This is a genomic window from Agromyces hippuratus, from assembly GCF_013410355.1.
GTDB classification, from domain to species: domain Bacteria; phylum Actinomycetota; class Actinomycetes; order Actinomycetales; family Microbacteriaceae; genus Agromyces; species Agromyces hippuratus.
In genome coordinates this window covers 192,714-211,481 of record NZ_JACCFI010000001.1, presented here as the reverse complement: position 1 = coordinate 211,481, position 18,768 = coordinate 192,714, and the positions used below count along the sequence as shown (strand labels likewise).

The 18,768-nt window shown below is 70.1% G+C and carries 16 protein-coding genes; 3 read left to right on the top strand and 13 right to left on the bottom strand.

Going from position 1 to position 18,768, the window contains the following annotated elements:
• Positions 1-46: 46 nt before the first annotated feature.
• The 5 genes from BJY17_RS00935 to truB all read right to left on the bottom strand — a co-directional run bounded on the left by BJY17_RS00935 (position 47) and on the right by truB (position 3,993).
• Positions 47-1,261, bottom strand: coding sequence for an MFS transporter (locus BJY17_RS00935; protein ID WP_179549715.1), 1,215 nt, complete (start codon positions 1,259-1,261; stop codon positions 47-49).
• A 32-nt stretch (positions 1,262-1,293) separates the two neighbouring features.
• Positions 1,294-2,226 carry a bifunctional riboflavin kinase/FAD synthetase gene (locus tag BJY17_RS00930; protein ID WP_179549714.1) on the bottom strand — a complete coding sequence of 311 codons (933 nt, stop codon included), beginning with the start codon at positions 2,224-2,226 and terminating at the stop codon, positions 1,294-1,296.
• Positions 2,223-2,618: a hypothetical protein gene (locus BJY17_RS00925; RefSeq protein WP_246303628.1), complete on the bottom strand. Its 396-nt coding sequence runs from the start codon at positions 2,616-2,618 to the stop codon at positions 2,223-2,225. Before BJY17_RS00925 ends, BJY17_RS00930 begins: the two co-directional genes overlap by 4 nt.
• A gap of 74 nt (positions 2,619-2,692) precedes the next feature.
• On the bottom strand, positions 2,693-3,061 hold the full coding sequence (locus BJY17_RS00920; RefSeq protein ID WP_056658255.1) for a hypothetical protein: 369 nt from the start codon (positions 3,059-3,061) through the stop codon (positions 2,693-2,695).
• Positions 3,058-3,993 (bottom strand): tRNA pseudouridine(55) synthase TruB, encoded by a 936-nt coding sequence (truB, locus tag BJY17_RS00915; protein WP_179549712.1) that lies wholly within the window; start codon positions 3,991-3,993, stop codon positions 3,058-3,060. Before truB ends, BJY17_RS00920 begins: the two co-directional genes overlap by 4 nt.
• 58 nt (positions 3,994-4,051) lie before the next feature.
• Between truB and BJY17_RS00910 the strand changes: the two genes are divergently transcribed.
• A complete protein-coding gene (locus BJY17_RS00910; protein WP_179549711.1) occupies positions 4,052-5,047 on the top strand; it encodes a ketopantoate reductase family protein in 996 nt (331 codons plus the stop codon).
• Between the two features lie 121 nt (positions 5,048-5,168).
• On the opposite strand, the gene BJY17_RS18270 is transcribed toward BJY17_RS00910, so the two are convergent.
• From BJY17_RS18270 to BJY17_RS00895, 3 genes are all read right to left on the bottom strand, one after another.
• Positions 5,169-6,878 (bottom strand): hypothetical protein, encoded by a 1,710-nt coding sequence (locus tag BJY17_RS18270; protein ID WP_218889830.1) that lies wholly within the window; start codon positions 6,876-6,878, stop codon positions 5,169-5,171.
• Between the two features lie 368 nt (positions 6,879-7,246).
• Entirely contained in the window at positions 7,247-9,598 is a 2,352-nt protein-coding gene (locus BJY17_RS18265) for an InlB B-repeat-containing protein (RefSeq protein ID WP_218889829.1), read from the bottom strand.
• A gap of 273 nt (positions 9,599-9,871) precedes the next feature.
• Positions 9,872-10,471: a nucleoside/nucleotide kinase family protein gene (locus BJY17_RS00895; protein WP_179549710.1), complete on the bottom strand. Its 600-nt coding sequence runs from the start codon at positions 10,469-10,471 to the stop codon at positions 9,872-9,874.
• A gap of 47 nt (positions 10,472-10,518) precedes the next feature.
• On the opposite strand from BJY17_RS00895, the gene BJY17_RS00890 reads away from it, so the two are divergent.
• On the top strand, positions 10,519-11,409 hold the full coding sequence (locus tag BJY17_RS00890) for an A/G-specific adenine glycosylase (RefSeq protein ID WP_179549709.1): 891 nt from the start codon (positions 10,519-10,521) through the stop codon (positions 11,407-11,409).
• Here BJY17_RS00890 and rbfA read toward each other — a convergent pair whose 3' ends face one another.
• The 5 genes from rbfA to BJY17_RS18850 form a co-directional block, all read right to left on the bottom strand.
• Positions 11,410-11,895: a 30S ribosome-binding factor RbfA gene (gene rbfA / locus BJY17_RS00885; protein ID WP_179549708.1), complete on the bottom strand. Its 486-nt coding sequence runs from the start codon at positions 11,893-11,895 to the stop codon at positions 11,410-11,412.
• Between the two features lie 126 nt (positions 11,896-12,021).
• On the bottom strand, positions 12,022-14,844 hold the full coding sequence (gene infB / locus BJY17_RS00880; protein WP_179549707.1) for a translation initiation factor IF-2: 2,823 nt from the start codon (positions 14,842-14,844) through the stop codon (positions 12,022-12,024).
• 83 nt (positions 14,845-14,927) lie between these two features.
• The gene (locus BJY17_RS00875) at positions 14,928-15,188 is read right to left on the bottom strand and encodes a YlxR family protein (protein ID WP_179549706.1); all 261 of its coding nucleotides are present in this window, start codon (positions 15,186-15,188) and stop codon (positions 14,928-14,930) included.
• Positions 15,189-15,265: 77 nt separating this feature from the next.
• Positions 15,266-16,264, bottom strand: coding sequence for a transcription termination factor NusA (nusA, locus tag BJY17_RS00870; RefSeq protein WP_179549705.1), 999 nt, complete (start codon positions 16,262-16,264; stop codon positions 15,266-15,268).
• A gap of 121 nt (positions 16,265-16,385) precedes the next feature.
• Positions 16,386-16,943, bottom strand: coding sequence for a helix-turn-helix domain-containing protein (locus tag BJY17_RS18850; protein WP_179549704.1), 558 nt, complete (start codon positions 16,941-16,943; stop codon positions 16,386-16,388).
• A 165-nt stretch (positions 16,944-17,108) separates the two neighbouring features.
• Between BJY17_RS18850 and BJY17_RS00860 the strand changes: the two genes are divergently transcribed.
• Entirely contained in the window at positions 17,109-18,722 is a 1,614-nt protein-coding gene (locus BJY17_RS00860; RefSeq protein ID WP_179549703.1) for a flavin monoamine oxidase family protein, read from the top strand.
• Positions 18,723-18,768 lie beyond the last annotated feature (46 nt).

Here is an 18,768-nt window from a genome sequence, read left to right as displayed (position 1 = left end):
ACCGCACCGCGCCGTCGGCAACGGTGCAGCCGAGGAACCTCCGGGTTCAGGCGGTCCGTTCGTCTTCGAGGTACTGCGGGCGGGCGACGACCACGCCCGCGATCGCGGCCGGCACCGCCGAGGCGAGCAGGAACAGGATCGGCCAGGTCCATCCGCCCGTCGCCTCGTGCAGGAGCCCGACCACGAGCGGTCCGACGGCGACGATCAGGTATCCACCCGACTGCACGAAGCCCGAGAGCGCGACCGAACCGGCGTGCGTGCGCGTGCGCAGGTTGATGAGCACGAGGGCGAGCGGGAAGAGCAGCGGCCCGATGCCGGCGAGCGCGACCCACAGCCACGTCGCCCAGCCCGGCACGAGCAGCAGCCCGAGGTAGCCGACCACGAACGTCGCCACAGCGACGGCGACGAGCAGTCCGACCTTGCCGTAGCGTGCGGCGAGCAGCGGCACGAGCAGCCCAGCCGGCAGGCCCATCGCCGCGTACAGCGAGAGCAGCGCACCTGCCTCTGCCGGTGAGACGCCCGCGATGTCGTGCAGGATCGTCGGCAGCCAGGCGAACGCCGCATAGGCGTTGAAGCCCGAGACCGCGAACACGATCGTGAGCGACCACGCGAGCGGAGAGCGCAGCGCGTACCGGAGCAGGCCGGGATCGGCCTCTTCGGGCAGCGCCTCGGGGGCCTGGCGCTTCGGATGGAGGAGCATCGCGATCCACGGCACGAGCGAGATCGCCGCGACGAAGGCCCACTCGCCGAGGGAGACCCGCCAGCCCGCCGCGTCCGCCACCGGCACGGCGACGAGCGGCGGCGTGAAGGTGCTGACCGACATCGCCGTCACATAGATCGTCGTGACGAGGCCGATGCGGTCGGGGAAGTACCGCTTCACGAGCGGCGGCAGCAGCACGTTGCCCACGCCGATCGCGGCGAACGTCACCGCCGAGGCGGCCACGAGCCAGAGCGCCGAGCCGGCGAGCCCGCGACCGGCGAGCCCGACCGACAGCGCCACGAGGGCGATGACGAGCGTCAGTTCGAGGCCGAGTCGCTTCGCGACCATCGGCGTCAGGATGCCGAACAGCGCGTAGCAGAGCGGCGGCAGCATGCCGAGGAAGCCGACGACGGCCGGTGCGAGCGGCATCTCGGCCTCGAGCTGGCCGAGGATCGGCGAGAGCGACGCCACCGCCGTGCGGAGGTTGAACGCCACCAGCACGATGCCGATGAGGGCGAGGGTTCGACCCGCCCAGAGCGGTCGGGGCGGGAGCGAGATCATTCCCTCGAGTCTAGAGCCGGGGTGACTCGCGCTCAGCCGGCGAGGATCACGCGCGAGCGCTCGACGTCGTCGCGGATCGTGTCGACCAGCGCCTCGATGCTCGTGAACGCCACCATGCCGCGGATGCGCTCGACGAACTCGACGTCGACGACATGGTCGTACAGGTCGAGCTCGCGGTCGAGCACGTAGGCCTCGACCTGCTTCTTCGCGACGCCCTGGAACGTCGGGTTGTCGCCGACCGAGATCGCCGCCGGATACCGGGTGCCGGCGTCGGTGAGCCAGCCCGCGTACACGCCGTCGGCCGGGATGAGCCCCTCGGACTCGGGCGACAGGTTCGCCGTCGGGTAGCCGAGCTCGCGGCCGCGAGCTGCGCCGTGCACGACGATGCCCGTCACGGTCGGCGTGTGGCCGAGCAGTTCGGTGGCATGGCGCACATCGCCCTCGGCGAGCAGCTCGCGGATCCAGGTCGACGAGACGCGCCGCTCTCCGGCCGGGCGCACATCGTCGACGACCTCGACCGTGAAGCCGAACTTCGCGCCGAGCTCGATGAGCAGCGGCACGTCGCCGGCGCCGCGAGCGCCGTAGCGGAAGTCGGAGCCCACGAGCACGGCCTTGGCATCGAGCGCATCGACGAGCACGCGCTCGACGAACTCGGTTGCCGGCACCGAGGCGAGCGCTCGGTCGAAGGGCAGCAGCAGCGTCGCGTCGACACCGGTGGTGGCGAGCAGCTCGAGCTTCTGGCGCACGCTCACGAGGGCGTCGGGGCACTTGTCGGGCGCCAGCAGTGCGAGCGGGTTGCGGTCGAACGTGACGACGATCGTCGCGAGCTCGCGCTCCTCGGCGATGCCGCGGGCGCGGGCGATGACCGCACGGTGCCCCTGGTGCACGCCGTCGAACTTGCCGATCGTCACGACCGACGGACCGATTCCCGCCGGCACGGCGCCGAGCCCCTTGAAGGTCTTCACGAGGCATCCGCTCTCGAGGTCGGGCGGTGGCGGGCGAGCCACCACATGCCGAGTACGGGCAGCACGAGCGGGATGAACAGGTACCCGGCGCCGAACCGAGACCAAACCGTGTCGTGCGGGAAGAGTTCGGGGTAGACGATGCTGAGCGTGCCGATCACGATGACCCCCGTGAACTCGAACACGATCGTCGCCCACGCGACGCGGTACCAGGCGATGCCGGGGCGCACGAGCGCGATCGTCGCGACGATGTAGACGACCGCCGCGAGCGCCGAGAGCGTGTAGGCGAGCGGCGCCTCGTCGAACTTGGAGGCGATCTGCACGAAGGAACGCCCGGTCGCCGCGAGTGCGAGCACCCCGTAGACGGCGACGAGCACTCGCCCGATGCCGCTCATCCGTCGACCCTGTCGTGCCTCCGGCTGGGCACTGCGCACGTCACTCATCTCGATCGATTCTCTCAGACCAGCGTTCACGCCTGCTGCACGGTCCAGATCTGGAACATGCGGTAGACCATCACGCCGACGGCGAGGGCAGCGACGCCGAGGATCACCGTCGACCAGCGGTTCCGTTCGAGGAGCGCCCAGAAGGCCGCGGCGGGCGGCAGGATGAGCGCGCCGACGAGGTACGTGCCGAACTCGAGCACGCTGCCGCTCGGCTCGTTGCCGAGCGCCGGCTGCACGAACGCGACCACGACCTGCACGAGGAGCAGCACCTCGACGAGCGCGAGCGCGCCGATCGTGAGGTCGCTCGGCACCCGGCCGGCGAGCCCCATGCCGATGCACAGCAGTCCCGCCACGACGGCGACGGCGAGCTGCACCCACGTGAACCACTCGATCATGCACCGGCCTCCTGCGATTCGGCGGGCGGGAACCCGGTGACGACCTTGAGCTGACGACCGCGGGGCTCCACGATGGCGACGAGGTGGTCGGCCGGGTCGATCGCCGCGAGTACCGAGGGCGGCTGCGTCTCGGCATCGGATGCCTCGAGCCCGCCCACCGCCGCGATGTCGACGCGCTTGCCGTGGCCGAGGTCGACGGCCTGCTCGGCCGTGAGCGTCACGACGGGCAGCGCCCGCCGCGCGGCATCCGCCGGGCTCATGATGGCGCTCGCGACATCGAAGCCCTCGAGCTCGCCGGCTTCGTCGACGCTGAACCGGCCGATGCGCGAGCGTCGGAGCATCGTGAGGTGCCCGCCCGTGCCGAGCGCGGCGCCGAGGTCTCTGGCGAGGGCGCGGATGTAGGTGCCCGACGAGCACTCGACGCGGACGTCGACGTCGAGATGTCCGTCGCCGGGGCGGAAGGCGAGCGTCTCGAACGCCGAGACCGTCACCCGGCGCGACGCCAACTCGACGGTCTCGCCGTCGCGCACGCGCTGGTAGGCGCGCTTGCCGTCGACCTTGATGGCGCTGACCGCGCTCGGCACCTGCTCGATCTCGCCCGTGAGCGGCGTGATCGCGGCCGCGACGGCCGCTTCGGTGACCGCGGCGACGACGGCAGCGGGAGCGGCGTCGAGCGCCTCGCCCTCGGCGTCGTCGGTCGTCGTGTTCCAGCCGAGGCGGATGGTGGCGAAGTACTCCTTGTCGAGACCGACGAGGTAGTGCAGGAGGCGCGTCGCGCCGTTCACGCCCAGGACGAGGAGGCCGGTGGCCATCGGGTCGAGGGTGCCGGCGTGGCCGATCTTGCGCGTGCCGGCGAGGCGGCGCATGCGCGAGACCACGTCGTGGCTCGTGATTCCCTGCGGCTTGTCGACGAGGAGGATGCCGCTGTTCACGCGGTACAGGCTAACAGTCGTGCACGGTGCAGCGGCGCCGCGCACCTACGCTGGAGCGGTGAGGATCGGCATCATCGGCGCTGGAGCGCTCGGCGGCACGTTCGCGGCACTGCTCTCGAATGCCGGGCACGACGTGGAGGTCACGGCGCGCGGCGCGGGCCTCGATGCGATCCGCGAGTCGGGCATCGCCCTGAGCGGGGCGTACGGCGAGGTGCGGGCACGCGTCGCGGCCGGTGAACGGCTCACGATGCCCCCCGAGCTCGTGCTCGTCTGCACGAAGGCGCAGGACGCGGCATCCGCGATCGCGTCGAATGCCGGACTCATCGGCGACGTGCCCGTCGTGGTCGTGCAGAACGGCCTCGACGGCGTGGCGACCGCCGCGCGCCTCCTCCCCCGCGCCTCGTGCATGGGACTGCTCTCGATCATCGCCGCCAACTACACCGAACCCGGCGTCGTGCGGGTCACGACTCCGGCGACGAGCTATCTGGGCCGCGGCGACGGCCCGGCCGACGCCGAATGCACGCGCATCGCCGCGGTGCTCTCCGAGGCGGTGCCGGTCGTCGCGATCCCCGGGTTCCGCGGCGCGCAGTGGACGAAGCTGGTCGTCAACATGCTGAACGCGGTGCCCGCGATCGTCGGGCGGAGCGTGCAGGACGTCGTCGACGACCGACGTCTGCGACGCATCGTGACCGCCTCGATGCGGGAGACCGTGCGCATCGCCGTCGCGCAGGGTGTGCGCTTCGGCTCCCTGCAGGGCCTCGGCGACCGACGTCTCCGGTTCTTCGCACGACTGCCCCTCGCGATCGGGCAGGTGCTGCCGTGGTCCATGCGCGTGCGAATGGGCAGCGTGCCGAACCTCGGATCGACGCAGCAGAGCCTGCGGCGCGGCCAACCGACCGAGGTCGACTTCCTGAACGGCGCGGTCGTGCGCGAGGCATCCGCCGTCGGCCTCGACGCACCCGTGAACCGGGCGCTCACCGCGCTCGTGCAGGAGGTCGAACAGCGAGGCGCCTCGCTGCCGGCCGAGCGCGTGCTCGCCGACGTTCCCGTCTGAGCGACGCCCAGCGCACTCGTCGGAGCGGGACCCGACCGGTGAGCGGATGCCGCGGCTCCCCAGCCCGGGGCACGACGAAAGGGGGCCCGGCGAACCGGGCCCCCTTCGTCTGCAGCGAACGCTACGCGCGCTGGCGGCGGATGCGAGCCACCACGAGGAACGCGAGGCCGGCGATCACGATGATGCCCGCGACGATCGCGATCGACGTGCCGGCGAAACCGGTGCTGGCGAGACCCGTGCCGTCGGACGCGGCGGGCGAGCCGCCCTCACCGCCGCCCGGAGGAGTGGTCGGCGGGGTGGTCGTCGGCCCGGTGGCGCACTCGGGAGTGGCCTTCGGGTACGAGATGGTCACCGGAACCGAGGGGTTCACGACGAGCTCGGCCGTGATGGCACCGCGGGTCCAGGCGAAGTTGCCGTCGGTCTCGACCCACTTGCCGTCGGCGTACGCCCAGCCGGGCCATCCGTCGGCCTTGCCGTCGGCATCGACCGAGGCACCGGGCCACAGCACCTTGTCCTGCAGGGTGCCGTCGTCCTTCAGATCGCCGAGCACGATCGTCTTGGTGTTGGTGCCATCGGTCAGCACGAGCGAGACCGTGCGGGTCTTCACCGTGTTGTCGGGGTCGGTCAGCTTGACGGTGTAGCTGATCCACGGAGAGTCCGCCACACAGGTGCCGGTCGCGATCGAGCCATCGAGGGTCGGCTGCACCGGTCCCGTCGGCGTGGTGTCGAAGGTGTAGTCGACGCAGCCGAGGGTGATGCGCGTGATCACGCCGTCACCGTGGACGCCGGAACCGAGCGAGTAGCCGATCGCGTCGACCGTGGCGTCGGGGAATGCAGCGGCCCACTGGGCGACGGTGCCGAACCAGTTGGAGCCGTTGCCGCCGCCCGTGTCGGGTGCCGAGTCCTTGACGAACTGCTCCGCACTCCCGCTCAGCCACCAGTTCTGCCCGTAGACGGCCTCGCCGACGAGGATGCCGTCGACCGATCCGTCGCCGTCGGCGTCGATGACGAGCTGCAGGCCGGGCTCGATGCCGGTGGTCGCGGTGTAGTCGAGCGCGTCCGCGATCGAGGTCGCGCCCACGTCGATCAGCGGGAAGTCGGTGCCGAAGTAGCCTGCGGCCTTGTCCTCGCCGGTCGCGCCTTCCGTCCAGATGCGCAGGCCGCCGTCGACGAGCGCGTTGTGGCCGGTCTTCCTGGTCTGGCTGAGATCCCAGGTCGCGAGGTTCGTGGTGACGACCGAGGAGGTCACCTCGCACTTGCCCGGCTCGGGGGGCGTGCACGACTCGTCGGTGAAGGTGTGCTCGAAGGTCTTCGTCTTCGTGCCGTCGGTGAAGGTCTTGTCGCCCTTCACCGTCGCGGTCAGCGTCTCGACACCGGCGACCATGCCACTCGACGACCAGTCGATGTCATCGGTGTCCGTCGGCAGGTCGAACCCGTCGTCCGCGACGCCGCACTTGTCGACCCACGCCGGGGTTCCCGGGACGGTGACCTTCTCGGGCTCGGGCGTCGTCGGTTCGACATAGCTCACCGAGTAGTGACTGACCGAGTCCTTGTCGGGGTGATCGATCACGACCGTCTTCTGCGGCGGATCGACCGGGACGAAGTACTTCGTCGTGCCGGCCTTGACGCAGTAGCCGTCGATCAGCTTGTCGACGGGCGCGGTGACGGTGACCGTCTCGGGGTCGCCCGTCGTGTCGATCTTGCCGGAATCGAGCGGCTCGCAGATGAACGCCGGTTTGGCAGCCTGTGCGGGAATCGCGCCGACGGCGAGGGTCAGGGCGAGTGCGCTGACCATCGTCGCCGCGACGCGGAGTATGCGGGTGTTCCTCATCGAGTGGATCTCCTGGGGTCGGCCGGCGTTGGCCTGCGATACCAGGAGTGTCGACGGCGCGTGGAAGCGCGACCGACCGCACGCCGTCTGGGGCGACCAGCACACGGGTCCGTGCCGGTCGGGTTCAGGTGGAGCGCGGGCACGATCGCCGCGCAGAAGCGCGTCGATCGTCTCGGATGGTTCGGGATTCGGGTATCACTGCTGCCGGGGGCGGTGCAATGTCGTCAAGTATGTCGTCCGAAATGAGGACCGACCCACCGTTTCGGCTCCAGCGGTGGCGTTTCACCCCCGAACTGGGGCACCCGCACCCCGTCGGCACGATGAGGGGGCCCGGCGAACCGGGCCCCCTCAGTGTGCGCAGGCGAGCGTTACGCGCGCTTGCGGCGGATGCGAGCCACGACGAGGAACGCGACTCCGGCGAGCACGATGATGCCCGCGACGATCGCGATCGACGTGCCGGCGAAGCCGGTGCTGGCCAGGCCCGCGCCGTTCGGCTCGGACGGCGTGCTGCCCTCGCCGCCGCCCGGAGGCGTGACCTTCGGGCCGGTCGCGCACTCGGGCGTGGCCTTCGGGTACGAGATCGTCACCGGAACCTCGGGGTTCACGGCGAGCTTCGCCGTGATGTCACCGCGGGTCCAGGCGAAGTTGTCGTCGACCTCGATCCACTTGTCGCCGACGAGCGCCCAGCCGGGCCAACCATTGGCCTTGCCGTCTTCGTCGACCGAGGCACCGGGCCACAGCACCTTGCCGGTGAGGCTGCCGTCCTTCAGGTCGCCGAGCACGATCGTCTGCGTGTTGGTGCCGTCGGTCAGCACGAGCGATGCCGTGTTGCTCGTCGACTGCTTGTCGGGGTCGGTCAGCTCGACGTCGTAGGTGATCCACGGGGAGTCCGCCACGCAGGTGCCCGTCGCGAACGAGCCTGTGAGCGTCGGCTCGACGCACGGCTTGTCGTTGAGGACCCAGGGCCCGAACACCTTCGACGTCACGTCGCCCTCGAAGACGTAGCCCTTCGCCGGCGTCGCCGTCAGCGTCAGCTTGCCGTCGGCGATCGACTTCGCCCACTCCACGCCGAGGAGGTTCTCTTCGTAGTCGAGGTCGTAGTTGTCGACGCCGCACGTGTCGACGAACGTGGCCGCGGTGGGCACCTTCACGACGACGTCGCACGGCTTCTGGTTGAGCGTCCACGGGCCGAAGACCTTGACCTGCTCGTCGCCCTTGAAGGTGTATCCCTCCGCCGGGGTCGCCGTCAGCGTGAGCTTGCCGTCGACGATCGACTTCGTCCACACGACGCCGACGAGCTTGTCATTGTACTCGAGCTCGTAGTTGTCGACACCGCAGTCGTCGGAGAACGACGCCTCGGTCGGAACCTCGACGACGATGTCGCAGGGCTTCTGGTCGAGCGTCCACGGGCCGAACTCCACGACCTTCTGGCCGCCCTTGAAGGCGTATCCCTTCGCCGGCTTCGCCGTCAGGGTCAGCTTGCCGTCGACGATCGACTTCGTCCACTCGACTCCGACGAGCTTGTCGTCGTAGTCGAGGTCGTAGTTGTCGACGCCACAGGGGTCGGAGAACGACGCCGTGGGAACCTCGAGCTCGATGATGCACGGCTCGTCAGTGAAATCGAGGACCCAGCTCCGCACGTGCTTGCCGTTCGCGAAGACGTAGCCGGGCAGCGTGGTCGCGGTGGCGGTCGCCTTGCCGTCGACGACGTCGCCGATCGTCCATGCGACGCCGGTGGTCTTCTCGGGCTGCACGATGTGGTCGTTCTTCACACCGCACTCGTCGACCTTGGCCGGCTCGGCGGGCACGGGGACCTCGACGGTGCACGGAACGTCGGTGAACGTGAACTTCCAGCTCTGCTCGGTCTTACCGTTCGCGAAGACGTAGCCGGGCAGCGTGGTCGCGGTGGCGGTCGCCTTGCCGTCGACGACCTCGCCGATCGTCCACTTGACGCCCGTGATGTCGGCGGGCTTCACGATGTGGTCGTTGTCGACGCCGCACTCGTCGGCCTTGGTCGGCTCGGCCGGTACCGCGATCGGCGTCGACGGCTTCACGCAGTCCTTGTACGCGAGCAGGCTCGGGTCGCCCTGCGCGGGAACGTTGATCAGCTTGCCCTTGTTGTCGAGGTAGCTGAACGCCGGGTAGATGTCGCCGTTGTCCTGGTGATCGATGTGACCGGCCTTGAAGAAGGCCCGGACCGAGGTCTCGATGCGCACGTACGGGTTCTTCGAGCTGCCGGTCGCATGACAGAACTCGATCTTCTTGACCGGCTGCCCGCAGTTCTCCGAGTCGACGGTGATTCGGCCGGAGTTCGACTGCGTGGCTCCGTTGTCCCACTTCGCCGAGAGGTCGAGCTTGTAGGTGCCGTCGGCGACGTCGTTCTGCGTGAACGTCTTCACCTCGCGCTTGCCGAACGCCGTTCCGACAGGAACGAGCGCTTCATTCGAGGACTTGGTGATCGTCTCGACACGCTTCTCGGAGTTCTCGACGGTCCAGGTGATGTCGAAGGTTCCGGTCGCGACGTCGCACGTGGCGGTCGCGCTGATGGTGTTGTGGTGCGCGCTCGCGGGTGCGGCGACACCCACGACGGCGAGTCCCGCGCCGAGCGCGAGTGAGGTGAGGATCGCCGCGAAGCGGCGGAACGGGCGTCGTGACGACCATCGCACGCGAGTGCGGGCATCGCCGTCGGCGTGCGCCAGAGCGGCGCCGGGCTTGCTCATTCGGGTTTCTCCATCGGTCGGCCCGGCAGGGTCGTCGAATCCGAGGTGACGGCGGCGCTCAGGGCGCACAGCGGTGCCGACGGGCGCGATGCGCTCGTCGACTGACGTCGGGTGGTTCGGGTGGTGATTCGGGTTCGCGTCGCCGGGGGCTTGGCTGTGTCCCCCATTATGTCCCCCGAAACGGGGACGCGTCACCCTTTCCGCCCTTCGGGGTACAAAGTTCCTCCCGAATGGGGGACAAACGGGCCGTCGCGCGGGCGAGCGGCCGCTTCGTCAGCGCTGGTCGACGACGCGTCGAGGGTGCTCGGGGTCGGTGTCGTCGATCACGACGGATGCCGCGAGGCGCGGGTCGCTCTCCGCGTAGGCGATCCTGTCGGCGGGGTCGACCGGGTCGCCGTCGAGGGCGATCCGCACGTCCCAGAGGTCCGCGAGCCGCGGGCGCAGTACGAACCGCCCATCGAGCAGGAGCATCGCATCCTCGGGGCCCGTGATCCACTTCGGCTCCACCCACGCGTCGCGGGTCGGATCCCAGACGCGCGTCACGAATGCCGTCGAGCCGCCGAGGCGGAACGGCTCGACCAGCACGCGGCGCAGCGCCGACTCGTCGAAGCCGTAGCGGTAGTAGCGCTCGGGAGTGTCGGCGCCGAACGCCGCCTGCGCCTCGCGCGAACGGTGGAAGCCCTCCATGCTCGCGCGGAACACCGCATGGTCGCGCTCCGCGAGCACCGCCGCGAGATCGTCGGCGAGCGCCGTCTTGCCGCTCCGCAGCGGCCCGTCGATCGCGACGATCGTGCGCCCACGGCCGTGATGCTGCAGCACCTCGTCGGCGATGGAACGCAGGAAGGTGACCCGGGGCGTGGTGACGAGCCTCATGCGATGAGCCTAGCTCCGCGGCCTCCGCCTGACCGTAGGCTGGACGGATGCCCCGAACGCCAGGCCCCGATGCGATCGCCCCCGCCGTGGTCGCCTGGTTCGCGGACGCCGCGCGACCGTTGCCGTGGCGCGCCGCCGACGTCTCGCCGTGGGCGGTGCTCGTCAGCGAGTTCATGCTGCAGCAGACGCAGGTCTCGCGAGTCGTGCCCCGGTGGGAGGCGTGGATCGAGCGCTGGCCGACACCGGCCGCCCTCGCCGCGGAGCCGCCGTCGGAGGCGGTGCGTGCGTGGGATCGACTGGGCTATCCGCGCCGGGCGCTCTGGCTCCACCGCGCGGCGGTCGAGATCGTCGAGCGGCACGGCGGCGAGGTGCCCGCCGACCTCGATGCGCTCCTCGCACTGCAGGGCATCGGCCCGTACACGGCGCGCGCGATCGCCGCGTTCGCCTTCGGGCTGCGGGTGCCGGTCGTCGACACCAACACGCGACGGGTCATCGCGCGGTCCGTCTCAGGGCAGGCCGAGCCCGGGCCGCCGTCGACGAAGCGGGACCTCGCCGCGATGGCGGAGCTGCTCCCCCGCGACGACGACACCGCGCGCCGGTTCAACGCCGGCGCGATGGAACTCGGCGCGACGGTGTGCACGGCGCGGGCGCCCGAGTGCGACTCGTGCCCGATCGCCGGCTCCTGCGCATGGCGCGCCGCCGGCTATCCCGCCTACGCGGGCCCCAGGAAGGCCGTGCAGGCCCGTTTCGCCGGCTCCGACCGCCAGGTGCGTGGGCTCGTCATGCGTGAGCTGCGAGCGGCGCACCGCCCGGTCGGGCGCGCCGAACTCGAGCCCGTCTGGGCCGATTCCGCTCAGCTCGATCGTGCACTCACGACGCTCGTCGCGGACGGACTCGCCGTACGCGACGTCGAGGGCTATCGACTGCCCGAGGGCTGATCAGCGCGAGGCATCCGCCTCGTCGACGTTCTCGTCGCCGTCGAGCGTCTCGTCGTCCTCGTCGAACTCGCGGGGCTTGACGTAGGGGTCGGCCTCACCGGCGTACTCCGCGGATGCCGCGAGCTCGGCCGTCTGGGCGTCGCGCGTCTGCGCCTCGCGGAGCAGTGCGCTGATGTGCTCGGCGTTCTCGGGGATCGCGTCGGCGATGAACTCGAGCGACGGGGTGAGCCGCGCCGTGATGTTGCGGCCGACCTCGCTGCGGAGCATGCCGGTTGCAGCCGCGAGAGCCTTCGCCGAGTCCTCGCGCTCTTCATCGGTGCCGTACACCGTGTAGAAGATGCTCGCGTGCTGCAGGTCACCCGTGACGCGGACGTCGGTGATGGTGACGAACCCGAGCCGCGGATCGCGCAGCCCCTTGTCGAGCCGCTTGGCCACGATCTCCTTGATGCGATCGGCCATCTTCCTGGCCCGTGCCGGATCCGCCATGTCGTTCAGCCCTTCTTCTCCCCAGGGCGTTGCGCCCTTGGGGTCCCTGATTCTTCACTCCGGTGAATCGGGGTAGGGGTCCCTGCTCTTCACCGGAGTGAAGAATCAGGAACCCCTTCCCACGATTTACGCGCGGGGCTTCTCCCGCATCTCGATGGTCTCGATCTCGTCGCCGACCTGGATGTCGTTGAACTTGCCGAGGCCGATGCCCGCCTCGAAGTCCGTGCGGACCTCGGTGACGTCGTCCTTGAAGCGGCGCAGCGACTCGATCGCGAGGTTGTCGCCGACGACGACGCCATCGCGGATGACACGAGCCTTGGCGTTTCGCGTGATCGTTCCCGACCGCACGATGACACCGGCGATGTTGCCGAACTTCGAGGAGCGGAACACCTCGCGGATCTCGGCGACGCCCGACTGGACCTCTTCGTACTCGGGCTTGAGCATGCCCTTGAGCGAGTCCTCGATCTCGTCGATGGCGTTGTAGATCACCGAGTAGAAGCGGATGTCGACGCCCTCGCGAGCGGCGCGCTCGCGCGCCTTCGTGTCGGGGCGCACGTTGAAGCCCACGATGATCGCGTTGTCGATCGTCGCGAGGTTCACGTCGCTCTCGGTGATCGCACCGACGCCGCGGTGGAGGATGCGCAGCTGCACGCTGTCGTCGACCTCGATCTTCATGAGCGACTCCTCGAGCGCCTCGACGGCACCCGACACGTCACCCTTGATGATGAGGTTGAGCGACTCGACCTTGCCCTCTTCGAGCGCACGGGTGAAGTCCTCGAGCGAGATGCGCTTGCGCGCCTTGGCCAGCTGGGCGTTGCGCTCCGCGGCCTCTCGCTTCTCGGCGATCTGACGCGCGGTGCGGTCCTCCTCGGTGACGAGGAAGGTGTCGCCGGCGCGAGGAACGCTCGAGAGGCCCTGCACCTGCACGGGGCGCGACGGGGTGGCCTCGGCCACGGGGTCGCCGTTCTCGTCGACCATCGCACGAACGCGGCCGTAGGCCGTGCCCGCGACGATCGCGTCGCCGACCCGCAGCGTTCCCGACTGGATGAGCACGGTCGCAACCGCACCGCGACCCTTGTCGAGCTTCGCCTCGATGGCGACACCGCGAGCGTCCTTGTTGGGGTTCGCGCGCAGGTCGAGACCGGCGTCGGCCGTGAGGAGCACTGCGTCGAGCAGGTCCTGGATGCCGATGTTCTCGCGAGCCGAGACGTCGACGAACATGACGTCTCCGCCGTACTCCTCGGCGACGAGGCCGAACTCGGTGAGCTGCTGGCGCACCTTGGCCGGGTTGGCGTCGGGCTTGTCGATCTTGTTCACCGCGACCACGATCGGCACGTTCGCCGACTGGGCGTGGTTGAGCGCCTCGACCGTCTGCGGCATGATGCCGTCGTCGGCCGCGACCACGAGGATCGCGATGTCGGTCACCTGCGCACCACGTGCACGCATGGCGGTGAACGCCTCGTGACCCGGGGTGTCGATGAAGGTGATCGCGCGGTCGACGCCCTCGTGCTCGGTGTGCACCTGGTAGGCGCCGATGTGCTGGGTGATGCCGCCGGCCTCGCCCGCGACGACGTTCGCGTTGCGGATCGCGTCGAGGAGTCGGGTCTTACCGTGGTCGACGTGACCCATGACGGTGACGACCGGAGGACGCTGCTGGAGGTCTTCGTCGGTCTCGTCCTCGAGCTCCTGGTCGAGATCGATGTCGAAGCCCTCGAGGAGCTCGCGGTCTTCGTCTTCGGGCGAGACGACCTGGATCTTGTAGCCGAGCTCTTCGCCGAGCACCTGGAAGGTGGCCTCGTCGAGCGACTCGGTCGCCGTGGCCATCTCACCGAGGTGGAACAGCACCGTCACGAGCGAACCGGGGTTCGCGTCGATCTTGTCGGCGAAGTCGGAGATCGAGGAGCCTCGACGCAGACGGATGACGGTGTTGCCATCGCCGCGAGGAACGCTCACGCCGCCGAGCGACGGGGCTTCCCGCATCTCGAATTCGGCCCGCTTCGTCCGCTTCGACTTGCGCGACTTGCTCTTGCCGCCGCCACGACCGAAGGCACCGGCCGTGCCGCCGCCGGGGCCGCGGCCACGGCCGCCGCCACCCGCGGGACGCGGGCCGCCGAAGCCGCCGCCGGGTGCACCGCCGGGGCGCTGGAAGCCGCCGCCTGCACCGCCGGGACGAGCGCCTGCACCGGCACCGCCGCCGCCGGGGCGCTGGAAGCCGCCGCCGGGGCGACCGCCTGCACCGGCCGGACGCGGAGCGCCGGGACGCGGCGAACCGGGACGCGGCGCCTGCGGGCGCGGGATGTTGCCGGGGCTCGGGCGCTGGCCCATGCCCTGCGCGCTCGAGAACGGGTTGTTGCCCGGGCGCGGCTGAGCGGGGCGCGAGCCCATGCCCTGCGAGCTCGAGAAGGGGTTGTTGCCGGGGCGGGGCGTGCCGCCGCCTGCGGGGCGGGGGGCTCCGGGGCGCGGTGCAGCAGCGGCACCGGGCTTCGGGGCGCCGCCGGGCTTGGCGACATCGCCGTCGCCTTCGGCCGACGCGGCCGGCTTGGCATCCGTCGACTTCTCGGCCGCAGCCTGCGCTGCGCGCTCCTCGGCCTGCGCCTGCCGCTCGGCGACCGTGAGCGGTGCCTCGGCGACGGGGGCGGCCTCTGCGACCTCGACCGGGGCCGGAGCCTCGGGGGCGGCCGGAGCCTTCGGAGCCGGCTTCGGGCCGGGCTTGGCGCCGGGCTTCGCGGCGGACGCTGCGGGCGCCGCCGGTGCCGGAGCCGCAGGAGCCGCGGACGCGGCCGCGCCTGCGGCCTCGAGCGCCGCCTTCAGGCGGCGTGCGACGGGGGGTTCGATGGACGACGAGGGTCCCTTGACGTACTCGCCCATCTCCTTGAGCTTCTCAAGGGCGATCTTGCTGTCGACACCGAGTTCGGATGCGATCTCGTGTACGCGTGGTTTGGCAGCCACTTCTCTCCTGTTCCGGGTCCGACCCCGGACAGGGGCAGACCATCAATGACGGACGGGTCTCATTTCGAGCCGCTCATGAGTCGTTACTCATTAGTGATCACGCCGTTCAGCCTGTTCTCTACGTTGCTGGTGTCCACCTCGCCGCGAATGCGGAGTGCACGCCCGAAGGCGCGTCGCCGCTCAGCGAGTCGGTAGCACTCGAGTGTCGGATGCAGCCACGCCCCCCTGCCCGGAAGCACGGCCGCATCATCTGCGATGACGTGGGAGTTCTGGGTGACGAGTCTCAGAAGTGAGGCTCGTGGGGCACGCGAACGGCATCCGATGCACGTTCTGACGGGTTCCATCTTACACTCTGCGCTGTGCGGCCGCCGACGGCGGCCGATCGGTGGACATGGCGGCGGCCGCTCGGCGGCCGTTGGGCTCAGTCCGACTCGAGGACCGAGTCGGGCTGGATGTCGATCTTCGCGCCCGTCAGCTTCGCGGCGAGGCGGGCGTTCTGGCCCTCCTTGCCGATCGCGAGCGAGAGCTGGTAATCGGGCACGAGTGCGCGCACGGCGCGAGTCGCCTCGTCGATGACGAACGCGCTCGTGACCTTGGCGGGGCTGAGCGCACTCGCGACGAAGGTCGCGAGGTCGTCGCTCCAGTCGACGATGTCGATCTTCTCGGCGCCGAGTTCGGCCGTGACGGCGCGCACCCGCTGGCCGAGCTCGCCGATCGCGGCGCCCTTGGCGTTGACGCCGGGCTGGGTCGCGCGCACGGCGATCTTGGTGCGGTGGCCGGCCTCGCGGGCGAGCGAGACGATCTCGACGACACCCGACGCGATCTCGGGCACCTCGAGTGCGAAGAGCTTGCGCACGAGCGCGGGGTGGGTTCGCGAGACGGTGATCGACGGACCCTTGAGTCCCTTGGCGACGCTCGTCACGTAGACGCGGATGCGCTGGCCGTGCAGGTACTCCTCGCCGGGCACCTGCTCTTCGGGAGGCAGGATCGCCTCGACCGTGCCGAGGTCGATGTGCACCATGCGCGGGTTCGGACCCTGCTGGATGACGCCGGCGACGATGTCGCCCTCGCGACCGCGGAACTCGCCGAGCACGGCGTCGTCGGCGATGTCGCGGAGCCGCTGGTTGATGACCTGCTTCGCGGCGAACGCGGCGATGCGGCCGAAGTCGCTCGGGCTGTCTTCGGCCTCGCCGACGACGTTGCCCTCTTCATCGAGCTCGGGTACGAACACCGAGACGTGGCCGGTCTTGCGATCGAGATGCGCACGTGCGCCGTCGGGGTTCGCATGTCCGTGCTGGTCGGGATGGGTGTGCTTCAAGTAGGCCATCAGGATGGCCTGCTCGATGATCTCCACCAGCTCGTCGAATGGGATCTCTTTCTCGCGCTCCATCATCCGCAGCACGCTGAGGTCGATATCCATGAACCCGGCCTCCTCTATTCAGCTCTCACGCCGCTTCCCCTCGGAGCGGACAGGACTCTACGGTACCGGATGTCGCGGCACTCGGGCAGCCACGACGGACGCTCCCGACGCGCTCGACGGCTCAATCGGCGGGCGTGGGCGGGCTGTTCACCCAGACGAGCTCGGTCTCGCCGTCGCCGTCGTTGGCCACCCGGTGCGGCGTGCTGCTCGCGAACACGATGCTGTCGCCGGCGGCGAGCAGGTGGACCTCGTCGGCGAGCTCGACGCGCACGCTCCCGCGCAGCACCAGCAGCACCTCCTCGGAGTCGCCGTGCCGGTACTGGCTGGACCCGGTCGATCCCCCGGGCTCCATGGTCACGGCGTACATCTCGACGTGGCCGAACGGGGGCTCGGTGAGGAACGCCTTCGTCATGCCGTCGCTCGCGGAGAGCATTCGCCGGAGGTCGGCGCGCACGACGCGAGCCGCCGAGACGGGGCCGGGTTCGACGAGATCGGCGAGTCCGACGCCGAGGGCGTCGGCGAGGCGGCGCAGCGTCGAGATGCTCGCATTGGTACGGCCCGTCTCGAGCTGGCTGAGGAACCCCGAGGTGACCCCTGCCTGCTCTCCGAGCGCACGCTGCGAGAGCCGCCGGGCGACACGGTAGCGGCGAACCTGCTCGCCGACGTCGTTGCCGGTCACTCCCCCACCTCCAGGTCACAGATCACGGATGCCGCGGGCGCCGACCCGCCCCGATTGCGAGAGGTTGGGGGTTGACGCGCCCACGAGACATCCTGCTCAATTGCACTAAGCACCATGTTAAGCAGCACCCGTACCAAACCCACCACGGATTGCGAGGCTCTCATCATGACAGGTTCCCGCGGCACCACCCCGCTCAGTGCGCGGCTCGGCCGGATCATCCGCGCCCATGCCGAGGCAGATCGCACCGGCGTCCCCGTCGACGACGTGCTCGGGCGCGAGCCCGAGCGGCAGCACGGCGTCAGCCGGCGCGACGCGCTCATCGCCGGAGGCGCGATCGGCGCCGGCGCGGCGCTCGCCATGGCGACGCCCGCCCACGCGGCAGTGGCCAAGCCCGGCCCTGCACCGAAGGTCGTGATCGTCGGCGCCGGTCTCGCCGGCGTGCGCGCCGCCCACTGGCTCTGGCGCGTGAAGGGCATCGCCGCGACCATCTACGAGGGCAGTGCGCGAGCCGGCGGCCGGTGCTACAGCCTGCGCGGCCACTTCGACGACGGCATCGTCGTGGAGCACGGCGGCGCCCTCATCAACACCGACCACAACGCCACCCGGAACCTCGCGGCGAACCTGGGCCTGAGCCTCGACGTCGTCGCAGGTGGCAGCTACCAGGGCTGGGACGACAAGTACTGGATCGACGGCGCCGACTACCCCTACGACGACGCGAACGCCGACTGGGGCGTCGTCTACCAGGCGTTCAAGTCGGCGCTCGCGAGCGCACCGTACTGCCAGACGTACGACGATCACACCGCGGCCGGCGTCGCCCTCGACCAGTTGAACGTCGACCAGTGGCTCGCCGCGAACGTGCCCGGCGGCCTCTCGAGCAGGTTCGCGAAGCTCATGCAGTCGAACGTCATGAGCGAGTACGGCCTCGAGCCGCACGAGCAGTCGGCGCTCAGTCTCATCTACCTGCTCGGGTGGAACGCGCAGAACAGCCTCTCGCCCGTCAACGGCGCCGACGAGAAGTACTCGGTGAACGGCGGCAACGACCTCATCGTCTCCCGCATGCTCGAGGAACTGCCCGCGAACACCGTGCGCTACGGCTACAAGCTCACGGCGGTCAAGCGCAACGCCGACGGTACCGTGCGCCTCAGCTTCCAGGTCGGCAACACCACCGTCGACCAGACCGCCGACCGCGCCATCCTCGCCCTGCCGTTCACGACGCTGCGCGACTGCGACCTCAGTCAGTCCGGATTCTCGGCGCTGAAGCGGCGTGCGATCAACGAGGTCGGACTCGGGGCGAACGCCAAGGTGCACGTGCAGGTGAGCCACCGGCCGTGGGTCGAGCAGGGGTACGGCGGCGCCGCCTACACGAACAAGAGCGGGTTCCAGTGCGGGTGGGACGACACGGCCGACCACCCCCTGCCGACCGGCGTCTTCAACTTCTTCCCGTCGGGCGACCAGGTCAAGGCGTGGACGGGCAACGCCTTCGGCCCGGCGAGCGCATCGCAGGTCAACGGCCTGCTGGCACAGGCCGAGCCGATCTTCCCCGGCATGACCGCCGCGTACACCGGCAAGTCCTACCGCGACTTCTGGTGGGCGAACCCCTGGTCGAAGGGCTCCTACACGGTGCTTCGGCCCGGCCAGTACACCACGCTGTTCGGCGCCGGGTCGACGCCCGAGGGCAACGTGCACTTCGCCGGAGAGCACACGAGCGTCGAGTACTTCGGCTTCCTCAACGGCGCCGTCGTCTCGGGCGAACGGGCCGCGAAGGCGGTCGCGGCGTAGGACGGGTTCGGGGGTGACGGATGCCGCGGCATCCGTCACCCCCGTC